This window comes from Streptomyces sp. BE20 (genome assembly GCF_036322525.1).
In the GTDB taxonomy this organism is placed as follows: Bacteria; Actinomycetota; Actinomycetes; order Streptomycetales; family Streptomycetaceae; genus Kitasatospora.
Genome location: NZ_JAQYWW010000461.1, coordinates 12,575 through 25,771 on the forward strand (window position 1 = coordinate 12,575; position 13,197 = coordinate 25,771).

Genomic DNA, 13,197 nt, shown 5'->3' on the forward strand with positions numbered 1-13,197 from the left:
CCTGGGACTTCGTCGATCCGTGAGCCGACTTCCGGGCGTTTATCGAACGTCAATCGGTCCGGTGCACAGTGGTGTCAGCGCCGGGGAAGCGTTGAAGGCGCTCCCGCAGCCGGGGGGCTGCGGGAGCGCCGAACGCCTACGGGAAGGTCTCCAGGGGGGCGATCGGGGGATTGGAGACCTACGGCGCGGGGGGAGAGAGGGGCTCGGTGTGCTGCTGGGAGATGAGGTCCGCCACGGGGGAGGCCTCGGGCACACCGAGCCGCGTGAAGACGGCGTGGGCCTCCCGCAGACACGCCAGTCCACGAGCGGGCTGGGCGAGGCCGAGCAGCGCCCCGCCCAGCGCGGCGTTGGCGAGGCCCTGGCAGTAGGCGGAGTCCATCTCGTGCCCGATGGCGAGGGACTCCTCCGCCGTCTCGGCCGCCTCGGCCTGCTGGCCGGCGGCGAGGAGGGACGAGGAGAGGCGGGCGAGGGTGTAGCCCTCGCGCAGCCGGTTCTGCTGGGACTGGTACAGCCGGTGCGACTCGCGCAGGTGCTCGGCGGCGGTGGCCGGGTCGTCGGCGGAGGAGAGGACGACACCGAGTTGGTACAGCGTGTCGGCCAGGCAGGGGCCGTTCTTGGACGCGCGGGCGGTGCCGACGGCGTCCGTGACGGAGCGGACGGCCGTTTCGAGCATGCCGAGACCGAGCTGGGCCCGGGCCATGTTGCCGAGCAGCCGGGCCTCGCCGATCGGTGCGCCGACCACGCGGCTGATGGCGAGCGCCAGTTCGAAGAACGGCAGCGCCTCGGCGGGCCGGTTGGCCAGGCTGAGGATGATCCCCAGGTCGTTGGCGGCGGCGGAGCGCAGGACGGTCATGTCCTCGGCGTCCTGGAGGTCCAGGCTCTTGCGCAGGGACTGCTCGGCGCTCTGGAAGTCGTTGGTGATCGACTGCAGCGTGCCGAAGGCGAAGTGCACCCGGGCGAGGGCGGCGGAGTCCGCGTGCGAGGTGGCGTTCCGGTCGGCGGCTTCCAGCATGTGGCGCACCCGGGAGCCGTGCGTCGGGTCCTCGACCAGGCTGTTCAGGACGATCAGCAGGTCGACGGCGGGTCGCAGCAGTTCGCTCGGTCCCTGGACGGCGGCCTCGACCGAGCTGAGCAGCAGGGCGGTCTCGGTCCGCAGCCACTCCTGGGCGAAGTCACTGGTGATCAGCGGGATGCCGATCGACGCGGGCGGGTTCAGCGGCTCGGGCAGCTGGTCGTCGGGCTCGACGGCCTGCGCCGCGTTGCGGACGGTCGCGAGCAGCAGGTCGAGCAGGCGCCGGAGGGCGGCCTGCTGCTCCCCGGTGTCGTCCGCCCGCTCGTTCTGCCGCTGCGCGTACAGCCGGAGCAGGTCGTGGTACCGGTAGCGGCCCGGCGAGAAGGTCTCCAGCATGTTGGCCTCGACGAGGGCCTCGGCGAGGTCCTCCGCCTCGGTCTCCTCGACGCCGAGCAGCGCCGTCACCGCCGCCAGCGGCAGGTCGGGCGAGTCCACGACCGAGAGCAGCCGGAAGGCGCGGGCCTCGGCGGCGGACAGTTGCCCGTAGCCGAGGCCGATGGTGGTTTCCACGGCGAGGTTGCCCAGTTGGAGTTCGTCCAGGCGGCGCCGTTGGTCGGCTAAGCGGCGGGCGAGGTCCGAGACGCTCCACCGGGGCCGGCTGGCGAGCCGGGCGGCGGCGATGCGGACGGCGAGCGGAAGGAATCCGCAGGCGGTCACGACCGCCATGGCCGCCTCGGGTTCGGCGGCGACGCGCTGGTCGCCGACGATCGCGGAGAAGAGCGCCAGCGCCTCCTCGGGCGTCAGCTCCTCGACGTCCACGAGGTGCGCGCCGGGGATGCCGGCCAGCCGGGAACGGCTGGTGGCGAGCACGGCGCACCCGGAGACGCCCGGGATGAGCGGTTGGATCTGCTCGGCGTCCTGGGCGTTGTCGAGCAGGATCAGCATCCGCCGGCTGGCGAGCAGCGACCGGTAGAGGGCCGCGCGCTGCTCCAGCGAGTCGGGGTTCTCGGTGACGCCGAGGGCGTGCAGGAAGTCGCCGAGCACCACGGCCGGATCGGCGGGCGAGGCACCCGCGCCCCGGAGGTCGACGTACAGCTGCCCGTCCGGGAACTCGGCGCGGACCCGGTGGGCGACGTGCACGGCGAGGGTGGTCTTGCCGACGCCGCCGATGCCGGCCAGCGAGGTGACGACCACGGCCTGGCCGGTGGCGTTCATGAGGACGGTGGAGAGGTCGGCGACCATCTCCGAGCGTCCGCTGAAGTCGGAGACGTCCGCCGGCAGTTGGGCCGGGGCGGGTTGTGCGGCCGGGCCGTCCTCGCGGGCGACGGGCACGGGTGCGGTGACGGCCGGCAGGGTCAGCGCCGGGTCGGCCGCGAGGATGCGGGCGTGCATCGCGGAGAGCCCCGAGCCCGGCTCGACGCCGAGTTCGTCGATCAGCAGCTTGCGGGTGTCGGTGTAGACGCCGAGCGCCTCGGCCTGCCGTCCGCACCGGTAGAGCGCGAGCATCAGCAGTTCGCGCAGCCGCTCCCGGAGCGGGTGTTCGGCGGTGAGCGAGTTCAACTCGCCGACCACCTCGGCGTGCAGGCCGATGTCGAGCGCGATCGTGCACCGGTCCTCGGCGACGGCGATCTGCCGCTCGGCGAGCCGGAGCCGCTGCGCGTCCGCGTACGGGCCGGGGACGCCGGTGAGCGGGCGGCCGGCGAACAGGCCGAGCGCACGGACCAGGAGGTGGTGGGCCTTGTCGAGGTCGCCGCCGGCGCGGGCGGTCGCGGCCTCGGTGGCGAGCTGCTCGAAGACGGTCAGGTCGAGGGCCCGGCCCGGGATGTGCAGGGCGTAGCCGTCGGCGATCGAGATCAGCAGCTCGGCGGGCGCGCGCACTTCGCGGCGGGGCTCGATGACCGTGCGCAGTCGGGACACGTAGGTCCGCAGCGCCGCGATGGCCTGGGCCGGCGGCCGGTCGCCCCAGAGGCCGTCCACCAGGTCCTGGGTGGTGACCGGGCGTCCGGCGTGCAGCAGGAGGGTGGTGAGGACGGCCTGTTGCTGGGGAGAGCCGAGTGCGAGCTGCTTGCCGTCGAGCCAGGCCTGGACCGGACCGAGTACCTGGAAGCGCAGCGCCGGTGCAGGCGGCGTCTCCCGAAACTCCATGAAGTCCCCCGATGGCCTGGTGTCGATGATCCCGGTAGGGCGCTCGGCGGTCCGCCGTTGTGTGGTGGCTTCAGCTTAGGCGGAGGGCCGACTCTGCCGGACGGCACGGTAAGCCGCACGATGTTTATCGGACATTTAATCAACCCTACGATACTGACCGCGGGCCCGCGCCAAGCCGGTGGGGCAGAAGACATGTGATGACCGAAAGGCAGCCGCCCATGGCCAACAACCAGAGCGAGACCCCCGCGCCGACGACGCCGGCCGAGGACGCCGTCTCCGTGGAGGCGGGCGAGGCCGTCGAGGGCGCGGTGGCCGCGACCTCGAACCCGGCCGAGTACACCGAGCCGACCGCCGCGCAGAAGGCGGACCTGGAGGACGACCTCTTCGGCGACGAGGCCGCGTACGTGGTGGAGCCCGACGCTTCGGCCGACGGCGTGCACGGCACGGACCGCGAGCCGCAGGGCATCATCTCCAGCCACCCGTAGGCGCGGACGCTCCGCACCCGCCGCTCACCAGGGGGGAACCCGTGTGAACAGGCTCCGTCGCCTCGCGGTCGTCGCCGTCTCGACGATCGTGGTGACCACCGGCTGTGTCGTGACGGCCGCCGGCGCCTCCGCCGGCATCATCACCGGTCACCCGTAGCCCACCAGCACCCGAGTGCCCCACCCCGCAGGACGGGGTGGGGCACTCGCCGTCCCGCCCGCGACCGCTCCGGCCCGGTCGGCGCGGGTGCCGGGCCGGCCGGTGGAGGTCACCAGCCGCCCGCGGCGGCCGAGGCGCCCGGCCCCGTCCGGTGCTCCGGCGGGCGCCCGCGGTCGGGTTCGGGGGCGTGTCTGCCGGTGCCCCGTGGCCGGATCTCGCCGTCCGTCCTGCCGGTCCGTTCGGCCTGCCGCCCGATCCGGCCCCGGACCGCCGGTCCGGTGTCCCCGGCCCCGGTACCGCAGGGTCGTTCGTGTCCGGCGGCCCCGAGCGCCGCGAGGGACGCCCCGGCGCCGGCCGGGCCGATGTGTCCGGGGTCGGCGGTCCACTCGCAGCCGCCGTCCGGTGGGCGGAGATAGTGCTCCCCGCCGATGGTGTCCATGTAGATGCCGGTGCGTCCGGTCCTGGTGTCGAGGACGAGTTCACCCACTCGCGGCCGGTAGGCCGCGGCATTGCGCTTACGGGTGCTCACCGCAGTGCTCCTTGCTCCGGTGCGGGCGCGGCGCCGGTGCGGCCGCCCCTGGTCGCTGTCGTGGCTTGGCTCGGTTCGGCTCTGCTCGGCGACTACCCAGCATCTCTAGAGAAGCTAATATCTCTAGAGATGTCAACGGCCTGACCGGTCCGATCGGCTTACCGGAGGCCGCGAACGCGCCTACGATTTCCGGCGAGGACGAGGGAGCAGGCGATGGCCGGCAGCAGTGGCGACAAACAGCCCAAGTACCAACGGATCGCCGACACCCTGAAGGCGGCCATCGACGCGGGCGAGTACCGCGCCGGCGACCGGCTACCGGGCGAGAACGACCTCATGGACGCGTACAGCGTGGCCCGGATGACGGCCCGTCAGGCGCTCGGCGTCCTGCAGAGCGAGGGCATCGTGGAGGCGCGCAGGGGCTCGGGGGTGTTCGTCCGGGACTTCCGGCCGCTGCGGCGGCGCGGGATCCAGAGGCTCGCGCAGGGGCAGTGGGGGTCCGGCCGCTCGATATGGTCGGCGGACATCGACCGGCGGAACCTGGTCGTCGACCAGGTCTCGGTCACCGAGCAGGGGGCGCCGGACCACGTGGCGCGGGTGCTGGGCGTCGACCCGGGTGCGCCGATGTGCGTGCGGCACCGGCGGTTCGTCCTGGACGGCAAGCCGGTGCTGCTGTCGACGTCCTACCTGCCGGCCGGCCTGGTCGCGGGGACGGCGATCACCCGCGAGGACACCGGCCCGGGCGGCACGTACGCGCGGCTGGCGGAGATCGGGGCCAAGCCGGTGCACTTCCGCGAGGAGGTCCGGTCCCGGATGCCCGGCGCGGAGGAGACCGCGCGGCTGGAGCTGTCGGCGGGCACCCCGGTGATCCTCATCTGCCGGACGGCCTTCGCCGACGAGGGCCAGGTCGTCGAGCTGAACGAGATGATCCTCGACGCCGCGTCCTACGTGCTGGAGTACGACTTCGACGCGTGACCCCGGCGGCCCCGGCGGCGGTACCGCCGGAACCGGCGGCACGCCGACGGCGACGCCCCGGTCGCGGGGTGCGCGACCGGGGCGTCGTCCGGGTGTCCGGGTGTCCGGGTGTCCGTCACTCCTTGGAGCGGACCCGCAGGCTGGTGATCAGGGGGCCCTCGGTGGTCTCCCGGAAGAAGTCGTTGCCCTTGTCGTCCACCACGACGAACGCCGGGAAGTCCTCGACCTCGATCCGCCAGACGGCCTCCATGCCCAGCTCGGCGTACTCCAGGACCTCGACCTTCTTGATGCAGTCCTGGGCGAGGCGGGCGGCCGGGCCGCCGATGGAGCCCAGGTAGAAGCCGCCGTGCTCGGCGCAGGCGTCGGTGACCTGCTTGGAGCGGTTGCCCTTGGCCAGCATGACCATCGAGCCGCCGGCGGCCTGGAACTGGTCGACGTAGGAGTCCATCCGGCCGGCGGTCGTCGGGCCGAACGAACCGGAGGCGAAGCCCTCGGGGGTCTTGGCCGGGCCGGCGTAGTACACCGGGTGGTCCTGGAGGTACTTGGGCATGCCCTCGCCGGCGTCCAGGCGCTCCTTGATCTTGGCGTGCGCGATGTCGCGGGCGACGACGAGCGTGCCGGTGAGCGAGAGCCGGGTCTTCACGGGGTACTTGGACAGCTCGGCCCGGATCGAGGACATCGGCTGGTCGAGGTCGATGCGGACCACGTCGTCGTCGAGGTGGTCGTCGGTGGTGTCCGGCAGGTACGTGGCCGGGTCGGTCTCCAACTGCTCCAGGAAGACGCCCTCGGCGGTGATCTTGCCGAGTGCCTGGCGGTCCGCCGAGCAGGAGACGGCCATCGCGACCGGCAGCGAGGCGCCGTGGCGCGGCAGGCGGACGACGCGCACGTCGTGGCAGAAGTACTTGCCGCCGAACTGGGCGCCGATGCCGATCTTCTGGGTCAGCTCGGTGACCTTGGCCTCCAGCTCCAGGTCCCGGAAGCCGTGCCCGGTCTTCGCGTCGCCCTCGGTCGGCAGCTGGTCGAGGTAGTGCGCGGAGGCGTACTTGGCGGTCTTCAGCGCGAACTCGGCGCTGGTGCCGCCGATCACGATCGCCAGGTGGTACGGCGGGCAGGCCGCGGTGCCGAGCGAGCGGATCTTCTGCTCCAGGAAGGCGAGCATGCTCGCCTCGTTGAGGATCGCCTTGGTCTCCTGGTACAGGTACGACTTGTTGGCGGAGCCGCCGCCCTTGGCCATGAAGAGGAACTTGTAGGCGTCGCCGTCGGTGGCGTACAGCTCGATCTGGGCCGGCAGGTTGTTGCCGGTGTTCCTCTCGTCCCACATGGTGACCGGGGCCATCTGGGAGTACCGCAGGTTGAGCCTGGTGTACGCGTCGTAGACGCCGCGCGCGACGGCGGCCTCGTCGCCGCCGGACGTCAGCACGTTCTGGCCGCGCTTGCCCATGACGATGGCGGTGCCGGTGTCCTGGCACATGGGCAGGATGCCGCCGGCCGAGATGTTGACGTTCTTCAGCAGGTCCAGCGCGACGAAGCGGTCGTTGGGGCTGGCCTCCGGGTCGTCCAGGATGCGGCGCAGCTGGGCGAGGTGGGCGGGGCGGAGGTAGTGCGAGATGTCGTGCATCGCCTCGGCGGTGAGCAGCCGCAGGGCCTCGGGCTCGACCTGGAGGAAGGTGCGCCCGCCGGCCTCGAAGGTGGAGACACCCTCGGAGGTGAGCTTGCGGTAGGGGGTCGGGTCAGCGCCCAGGGGGAGCAGGTCGCTGTACTCGAAGTCTGGCGTGGGAGCCATCGGGGCGGTCCTTAGGTATCCAGTGTTCCGGCTGCGTCGGCGAAGCACCCTCAAGGGCGGAAGCACCCTCAAGGGTAGGACCCGCGCGAACGAAGCACGCGGACAGGTAAGCCTGCGTGACCGGCGTCACCCGCACGTGCGTACGAGGCTTGCCCCGGTGGCTAGGCTTGCCCCGTGGACAACTCGCCGTCGATGGACGATCAGAAGGACGACCGGGGGGCGTCGCCCGTGCCGCGGGGGCAGTCGCCGATACCGATGACCAAGCCGGCGCCGGAGCCGCCCGCCGGAGCCGGCCACGCGCCGGTGGCGCAGGCCGAGATGCGGGCCTCGGACGCCGACCGCGAACGGGTGGCGGAGCTGCTGCGCGACGCCTACGCCGAGGGGCGGTTGGACGTCGACGAGCACGCCGAGCGGATCGAGGCGGCCTACTCCGCCAAGACCCTCGGCGAACTCGTGCCGCTCACCCGGGACCTCCCGGTGCACACGGAGGTCTCCTTCGAGAAGCCGCCGCTGGGTTCCGCGGCCGGCGGCGCCCCGCGTCAGAACGGCCCGGTGCGGCTGCCGGCCCGGACGGAGGCGCCGACGATGCTGGCGGTCTTCGGCGGATCGTCCCGCAAGGGCCGCTGGCGGGTGGGGTCGAACCTGCGGGCGGTGGCGATCTTCGGCGGGGTGGAGATCGACCTGACCGACGCCGTCTTCGAGTCGCCCGAGGTGGTGATCGAGGTGGTGGCGATCTTCGGCGGGGTGGAGATCAAGGTGCCGGAGAACGTCAGCCTGCACGGCAGCGGCGTCGGCATCTTCGGGGGCTTCGACGTCAAGGAGCAGACCGCCGCCGATCCCTACGCGCCGGTGGTGCGGGTGAAGGGCACCGCGGTCTTCGGCGGCTGCGAGGCGAAGCCGCGCAAGGGCAAGAAGCTCAAGGAGTGGGTGCGCAAGCAGCTCGGCGCCGACTGATTCGCGTACGGACCGCGTCCCGTGTGCCCGGCCGGAGTCAACTCCCGGCCGGGCACTCGACGTTGCCTCGGGTGCACGCTGTAGTCGATTGCGTGCAGTGTGCATGAATCGCGGCGCCGTGGGGTAGTTCCTCTGGCACATCGCTTCTTGTACGGCTGCGTACCGGAGGCGGCCTGAGGCCGGCCCGGGGGGTGTGAGGAACGGGGGCCCGCAGCCCGCAGGGGAGCGAGCTTCCCCGTGTCCGAGAGCCTCGTCAGGAGTACGGCCGTGCTGCATCCGATCGAGTCCCGCACCACCTCGCCCGCCGCCCCGTCGTCGGCCACGCCGCCGTCCGCCGCCGCTTCGCCGGTGGTCGCGGCGGCCCGGCTGCTGGAACGGCGCCCGGCTCCGCAGCCGGCGGGTGAGGACAATCCGTGGCACACCGCCGCGGCCTGCCGACGGGACGAGGTGGGCCTGTTCTTCGCACCGTCGAAGGAACCGACGGCCGCCCGGCTGTCGCGCGAGGAGCAGGCGAAGCAGGTGTGTGCCCGCTGCCCGGTGCTCCTGGAGTGCCGGGAGCACGCGCTGGCGCAGCCGGAGCCGTACGGGGTGTGGGGCGGTCTGACGGCGGCCGAGCGGCGGGTCGTGCTGGCGCGCCGCCGCCGCCGTGACGTGGAACTGTGCGAGACGGCCCGGGTGCCTGCTCCGCGCCGCCGGATCGCGGGCTGACGCCCGGTCGGGACCGCGAACGCCCGCGGCCTCGGCGAAGGGGGATTTCGCCGAGGCCGCGGGCGTGCGACGTCGTGTTCCGGCGCGTCGCCGGGCGCTGAGCCGTGTCGTGCGGCGCGGCGCGGTGCTCCCCGCGCCGCGCTGCGCCGCGCGCGGGGAGCCGGGGGATCAGTTGGCGCGGTCGAAGTCGATCGCGCTGTAGGCCCGCAGCTTGGACAGCTTGTGGGTGGAGTGGATCTCCCGGATGGTGCCGCTCTTGGAGCGCATGACCAGCGAGCTGGTGGTGGCGGTCTCCTGGCGGTAGTGCACCCCGCGCAGCAGCTCGCCGTCGGTGATGCCGGTGGCGACGAAGAACACGTTCTCGCCGCTGACCAGGTCGTCGGTGCTGAGCACGCGGTCGAGGTCGTGGCCCGCGTCGACGGCCTTCTGGCGCTCGGCGTCGTCCTTGGGCCAGAGACGGCCCTGGATCACGCCGCCCATGCACTTCATCGCGCAGGCCGCGATGATGCCCTCGGGGGTGCCGCCGACGCCCATCAGCAGGTCGACGCCGGTGCCCTCGCGGGCGGCCATGATGGCGCCCGCGACGTCTCCGTCGGAGATGTACTTGATCCGGGCGCCCGCCTCGCGGATCTCCCGGATCAGGCCCTGGTGGCGCGGGCGGTCGAGGACGACCACGGTCACGTCCTCGACGGCGATGCCCTTGGCCTTGGCGACCCGGCGGATGTTGACGGCGGTCGGGGCGGTGATGTCGACGAAGTCGGCCGCCTCGGGCCCGGTGACGAGCTTGTCCATGTAGAAGACGGCGCTCGGGTCGAACATGGTGCCGCGGTCGGCGACGGCCAGCACGGCGACGGCGTTGTTCATGCCCTTCGCGGTGAGGGTGGTCCCGTCGACCGGGTCCACCGCGACGTCGCACTCGGCGCCGGTGCCGTCGCCGACCCGCTCGCCGTTGTACAGCATCGGAGCCTCGTCCTTCTCACCCTCTCCGATGACGACGACGCCGTTCATCGAGACGGTGGAGACGAGGGTGCGCATGGCCTTGACGGCGGCGCCGTCGGCGCCGTTCTTGTCGCCACGGCCGACCCAGCGGCCGGCGGCCATCGCGGCCGCCTCGGTGACCCGGACGAGTTCGAGTGCGAGGTTCCGGTCGGGCGCCTCCGGCGCCACCTCGAGGGAGCTGGGAAGGTTGTGCGGGTACTGCGTGGTCATCGTCGTTACCTCTCTGTACGCGACGGCCAGTGAGCGCCCGACTACTGCCTGGTCGAACGCCGTGGTGAGGGTCCTGCGATCGTATCTGCCCACGAGATGACTGTCTGTGGCGCGGGTCGCCACGGGCCGACGGGACCGGCAGGTCCGGCCCCCGTTCACCCGTACGCGGATACCCCCGGGTGGTGCCCGCGGGGGGTCGATGAGTCACCATGTGGGGGTGGCAGGAGAGAGCAAGGGCATGAGGGGCCGGCAGACCGTGCGGGACATGGTCCTGTCGATGCTGGCGGTCGGCGCGGTGGTCTGGGTCGGGTACCTGTTCCTTCCGCACGACGCGGGCGGCGACGGGGTGCGGACGGTCGAGTACAAGGTGGCCGCGGCCTCGGCGAAGCGCGCCGCGCCGTACCCGCTGCTCTCCCCGGAGGGCCTTCCCGCACAGTGGCGGGCCACGTCGGTGTCCTACAACCCGGCGTCGCTCGGCGGCGGCAAGGGCAACGCCTGGCACCTGGGCTTCGTCACCCCGTCCGGCCAGTACGCGGCGGTGGAGCAGAGCGACGCCCCGCGTGACGCGGTGCTCGACGCCGCGGTGGCGGGCGGCAAGCCGGACGGCACCGCGGAGGTGGCCGGCCGGACCTGGGAGCGGCTGCAGGGCGCCAAGTCCCGTGCGATCGCCGTCCAGGAGGGCGGCGGCACCACCGTCCTGACCGGTACCGCCTCCTACGAGGAGCTGGCGGAGCTGGCGCAGGCGCTCAAGTAGCCCGCCGGCCGGCCCCGCCCCGTCGGCCCCGCTCCACCCGGAGCGGTGGGGCCGCGGGCCGCAGGGCCTCCCCGGACGACGAGAAGGGCCCCGCACCGGTGTGCGGGGCCCTTCTCGTCGTCTCCGTCAGGCTCAGACGGTGGTGACGACCTGCTCGAAGGAGAGGCGCGGGGAGCGCGGGTACCAGGCGTCCTCGCCCGGCTTGCCGATGTTCACCACGGCCAGCACCGAGTGCTCGCCGTCGGAGAAGAACTCCTTGTTGATGCCCTCGGCGTCGTAGCCGGTCATCGGGCCCGCGGCCAGGCCGGCGGCGCGGACGCCGACGATGAAGTAGCCGGCCTGCAGGGCGCCGTTCATCAGGGCGGAGGCCTCGCGGACCGGGCGCTCGCCGAAGAAGGCGTCCTTCGCCTGCGGGAAGTGCGGGAACAGGGTCGGCAGCTCCTCGTGGAACTCGTTGTCCACGGCCAGGATCGCGGTCAGCGGCGCGGCGGCGGTCTTGGCCTTGTTGCCGTCCGACAGGTGCTGGACCAGGCGCTCGCGACCCTCGGTGGAGCGGACCAGGACGACGCGCAGCGGCTGCTGGTTCAGCGCGGTCGGGCCGAACTTGACCAGCTCGTAGATGGCCTGGATCTGCTCGTCGGAGACCGGCTCGTCGGTGAAGGTGTTGGCGGTGCGGGCCTCGCGGAACAGGAGGTCCTGAGCGGCGGCGTCGAGAACCAGGGCGTCGGTGGTCATGTGCTTCTGCACCTCATGGGGAGGAAGGAACGGGGTCCGTGTCGCGTGACCGGCTCCCGCCGGTCATTCGGTCCCAACATGAGTGAAGATTCAACTGTTCCCCGGGTTCCAGGTGACCTGTGTCACTCCCCGGGCGGCGGGCCCTCCGGGGCGTCCTCCCCGGCCGCCAGGGCGGCGTCCAACCGGGCCCGGGCGCCGTCCAGCCAGCGCTGGCAGACCTTCGCCAGCTGCTCGCCGCGCTCCCACAGCGCCAGCGACTCCTCCAGCGAGGTGCCGCCGTTCTCCAGCTGCCGGACCACCTCCAGCAGCGCGTCCCGCGCGTGCTCGTACCCCAGCGCGTCGTCCGCGACGGGGGCCGCGGCCGGAGACGTCGTCGCGTCCTGCTCCTGATCTGCCATGGGAGCCAGCGTAGGGGGCCGGGCCGACAGCGCGGGGACCCGCCCGCCGCGTCCCCCGCCGCTACCCCCCGGCGCCGCCCGCCGCCGTGACGTCGAACCCGCCGCCCGCGACCCGCGCGTGCAGTCCCTCCCCGGCCGCGACCTGCGCCGGATCCGTCACCACCGTGCCGTCGCCGCGCTGCAGCACCGCGTAACCGCGCTCCAGGGTGGCCGCCGGGGAGAGCGCGACCACCCGGGCCAGAGTGTGCCCGAGGTCGGTCTGCGCGTGGTCGAGCCGGTGCCCGAGCGTGCGCCGGGCCCGCTCCAGCAGACCGGCCACCTCCTGGCCGCGGCCGTCCAGCATCCGGTGCGGCGCGGCCAGCGCCGGGCGGCTGCGCACGCCGTCCAGCCCGTGCTGCTCCCGGTCCACCCGGCCGACCACGTGCCGCCGCGCCCGGTCGCGCAGCTGCCGGATCCTGGCCAGCTCCTCGCCGACGTCGGGGACCACCCGTTTGGCCGCATCGGTCGGCGTGGACGCGCGCAGGTCGGCGACGAAGTCCAGCAGCGGCTGGTCCGGCTCGTGCCCGATCGCGCTGACCACCGGTGTCCGGGCGGCGGCGACCAGCCGGACCAGTCCCTCGTCCGAGAAGGGCAGCAGGTCCTCCACGCTGCCGCCGCCCCGGGCCACGACGATCACGTCGACCTCGGGGTGCTCGTCCAGCTCGCGCACCGCCGCGCTCACCCGCTCGACCGCGCTGACGCCCTGCACCGGCACGTTGCGGACCTCGAAGCGGACGGCCGGCCAGCGTCGCCGGGCGTTCTCCAGGACGTCCCGCTCGGCCGCCGAGCCCCGGCCGGTGACCAGCCCGACGCACTGCGGGAGGAACGGCAGCGGCTTCTTCCGGTCCGCCGCGAACAGGCCCTCGCCGGCCAGCCGTCGCTTCAGCTGCTCCAACCGGGCCAGCAGCTCGCCCAGCCCGACCAGCCGGATCTCCGCCGCCCGCAGCGAGAGCTGTCCGCGCGCGGCGTACCACTCCGGCTTGGCGTGCACGATCACCCGCGAGCCCTCCTGCACGGCGTCCGCGACCTGGTCGAAGACGGAGCGGAAGCACGTCACGGTGAGCGAGACGTCCGCCTGCGGGTCGCGCAGCGTCAGGAACACCACGCCCGCGCCCGGGCGCCGGCTGAGCTGGGTGATCTGCCCCTCCACCCAGACCGCGCCGAGCCGGTCGATCCAGCTCCCGATCAGCGCGGAGACCTTGCCGACCGGGATCGGTGCTTCGGGGGAACTGGGGTTGGCCATGCGTACGAGGCTAGCGGCGCCCGGCGACACCGCACCCCGTCGTCGCGTCCGGCCGCCCGGACCGCCGCCGACAC

Annotated in this window: 12 protein-coding genes; 5 read left to right on the forward strand and 7 right to left on the reverse strand. The window is 73.1% G+C overall.

What is annotated here, in order from left to right; all coding sequences use genetic code 11:
* Positions 1-178: 178 nt before the first annotated feature.
* Positions 179-3,157 (reverse strand): AfsR/SARP family transcriptional regulator, encoded by a 2,979-nt coding sequence (locus PUR61_RS05470; RefSeq protein ID WP_329876184.1) that lies wholly within the window; start codon positions 3,155-3,157, stop codon positions 179-181.
* Positions 3,158-3,354: 197 nt separating this feature from the next.
* On the opposite strand from PUR61_RS05470, the gene PUR61_RS05475 reads away from it, so the two are divergent.
* Positions 3,355-3,642 carry a hypothetical protein gene (locus PUR61_RS05475; RefSeq protein WP_329876186.1) on the forward strand — a complete coding sequence of 96 codons (288 nt, stop codon included), beginning with the start codon at positions 3,355-3,357 and terminating at the stop codon, positions 3,640-3,642.
* A gap of 266 nt (positions 3,643-3,908) precedes the next feature.
* Here PUR61_RS05475 and PUR61_RS05480 read toward each other — a convergent pair whose 3' ends face one another.
* Entirely contained in the window at positions 3,909-4,328 is a 420-nt protein-coding gene (locus PUR61_RS05480; RefSeq protein ID WP_329876188.1) for a hypothetical protein, read from the reverse strand.
* Positions 4,329-4,541: 213 nt separating this feature from the next.
* Here PUR61_RS05480 and PUR61_RS05485 point away from each other — a divergent pair, with 213 nt between their 5' ends.
* A complete protein-coding gene (locus PUR61_RS05485; protein ID WP_329876190.1) occupies positions 4,542-5,300 on the forward strand; it encodes a GntR family transcriptional regulator in 759 nt (252 codons plus the stop codon).
* A gap of 115 nt (positions 5,301-5,415) precedes the next feature.
* On the opposite strand, the gene PUR61_RS05490 is transcribed toward PUR61_RS05485, so the two are convergent.
* Positions 5,416-7,083: a fumarate hydratase gene (locus tag PUR61_RS05490; RefSeq protein ID WP_329876192.1), complete on the reverse strand. Its 1,668-nt coding sequence runs from the start codon at positions 7,081-7,083 to the stop codon at positions 5,416-5,418.
* Positions 7,084-7,275: 192 nt separating this feature from the next.
* Between PUR61_RS05490 and PUR61_RS05495 the strand changes: the two genes are divergently transcribed.
* Both PUR61_RS05495 and PUR61_RS05500 read left to right on the forward strand, forming a co-directional pair.
* Entirely contained in the window at positions 7,276-8,037 is a 762-nt protein-coding gene (locus tag PUR61_RS05495; RefSeq protein ID WP_443035126.1) for a DUF1707 SHOCT-like domain-containing protein, read from the forward strand.
* Positions 8,038-8,385: 348 nt separating this feature from the next.
* Positions 8,386-8,745: a WhiB family transcriptional regulator gene (locus PUR61_RS05500; protein ID WP_380361454.1), complete on the forward strand. Its 360-nt coding sequence runs from the start codon at positions 8,386-8,388 to the stop codon at positions 8,743-8,745.
* Between the two features lie 168 nt (positions 8,746-8,913).
* Here the strand turns inward: PUR61_RS05500 and glpX are convergent, their stop codons facing one another.
* Positions 8,914-9,954, reverse strand: coding sequence for a class II fructose-bisphosphatase (gene glpX / locus PUR61_RS05505; RefSeq protein WP_329876194.1), 1,041 nt, complete (start codon positions 9,952-9,954; stop codon positions 8,914-8,916).
* Positions 9,955-10,171: 217 nt separating this feature from the next.
* Between glpX and PUR61_RS05510 the strand changes: the two genes are divergently transcribed.
* Positions 10,172-10,708: a DUF4245 domain-containing protein gene (locus PUR61_RS05510; protein ID WP_329876196.1), complete on the forward strand. Its 537-nt coding sequence runs from the start codon at positions 10,172-10,174 to the stop codon at positions 10,706-10,708.
* 132 nt (positions 10,709-10,840) lie between these two features.
* Here the strand turns inward: PUR61_RS05510 and PUR61_RS05515 are convergent, their stop codons facing one another.
* From PUR61_RS05515 to xseA, 3 genes are all read right to left on the reverse strand, one after another.
* Entirely contained in the window at positions 10,841-11,443 is a 603-nt protein-coding gene (locus PUR61_RS05515; protein ID WP_329876198.1) for a malonic semialdehyde reductase, read from the reverse strand.
* A gap of 122 nt (positions 11,444-11,565) precedes the next feature.
* Positions 11,566-11,841: an exodeoxyribonuclease VII small subunit gene (locus tag PUR61_RS05520; protein ID WP_329876199.1), complete on the reverse strand. Its 276-nt coding sequence runs from the start codon at positions 11,839-11,841 to the stop codon at positions 11,566-11,568.
* A gap of 61 nt (positions 11,842-11,902) precedes the next feature.
* A complete protein-coding gene (gene xseA, locus PUR61_RS05525; protein WP_329876201.1) occupies positions 11,903-13,123 on the reverse strand; it encodes an exodeoxyribonuclease VII large subunit in 1,221 nt (406 codons plus the stop codon).
* Between the last annotated feature and the right edge of the window lie 74 nt (positions 13,124-13,197).

Bases quoted from the DNA above. Each gene is read 5' to 3' on its own strand.
- PUR61_RS05470 (WP_329876184.1), bottom strand. From the start codon at position 3,157: ATGGAGTTTCGGGAGACGCCGCCTGCACCGGCGCTGCGCTTCCAGGTA.
- PUR61_RS05475 (WP_329876186.1), top strand. From the start codon at position 3,355: ATGACCGAAAGGCAGCCGCCCATGGCCAACAACCAGAGCGAGACCCCC.
- PUR61_RS05485 (WP_329876190.1), top strand. From the start codon at position 4,542: ATGGCCGGCAGCAGTGGCGACAAACAGCCCAAGTACCAACGGATCGCC.
- PUR61_RS05490 (WP_329876192.1), bottom strand. From the start codon at position 7,083: ATGGCTCCCACGCCAGACTTCGAGTACAGCGACCTGCTCCCCCTGGGC.
- PUR61_RS05495 (WP_443035126.1), top strand. From the start codon at position 7,276: ATGGACGATCAGAAGGACGACCGGGGGGCGTCGCCCGTGCCGCGGGGG.
- glpX (WP_329876194.1), bottom strand. From the start codon at position 9,954: ATGACCACGCAGTACCCGCACAACCTTCCCAGCTCCCTCGAGGTGGCG.
- PUR61_RS05515 (WP_329876198.1), bottom strand. From the start codon at position 11,443: ATGACCACCGACGCCCTGGTTCTCGACGCCGCCGCTCAGGACCTCCTG.
- PUR61_RS05520 (WP_329876199.1), bottom strand. From the start codon at position 11,841: ATGGCAGATCAGGAGCAGGACGCGACGACGTCTCCGGCCGCGGCCCCC.
- xseA (WP_329876201.1), bottom strand. From the start codon at position 13,123: ATGGCCAACCCCAGTTCCCCCGAAGCACCGATCCCGGTCGGCAAGGTC.